The organism is Microvirga pakistanensis (assembly GCF_004458765.1).
Classification (GTDB): Bacteria; Pseudomonadota; Alphaproteobacteria; order Rhizobiales; family Beijerinckiaceae; genus Microvirga; species Microvirga pakistanensis.
On record NZ_SPJX01000561.1, the window covers coordinates 1 to 223 of the forward strand.

General features: G+C 61.9%; 1 protein-coding gene. It reads left to right on the plus strand.

Annotated elements, in window-relative coordinates:
- Positions 1-223 (plus strand): cytochrome c oxidase assembly protein (locus E4K09_RS23795; protein WP_166802481.1); only part of this gene is annotated, 223 nt, incomplete at both ends.

The window sequence follows — 223 nt, forward strand, 5'->3', positions numbered from 1 at the left end:
ATCGCGGCCGGATTCCTGACGCTGATTCATAGCGGCTTCCTCAGTGCGCTGATTACCTTCGCGCCCGATCCTCTTTATGAGTGGTACCTTAATCGGACGGCGACGTGGGGACTGGGGGCTCTGGAGGATCAGCAACTCGCCGGCCTGCTCATGGGCGTTCCGATGGGCATGGTCTATCTCCTGGCATGCCTTGCTCTCGCCGCCCGTTTCCTGGAGCCGACGC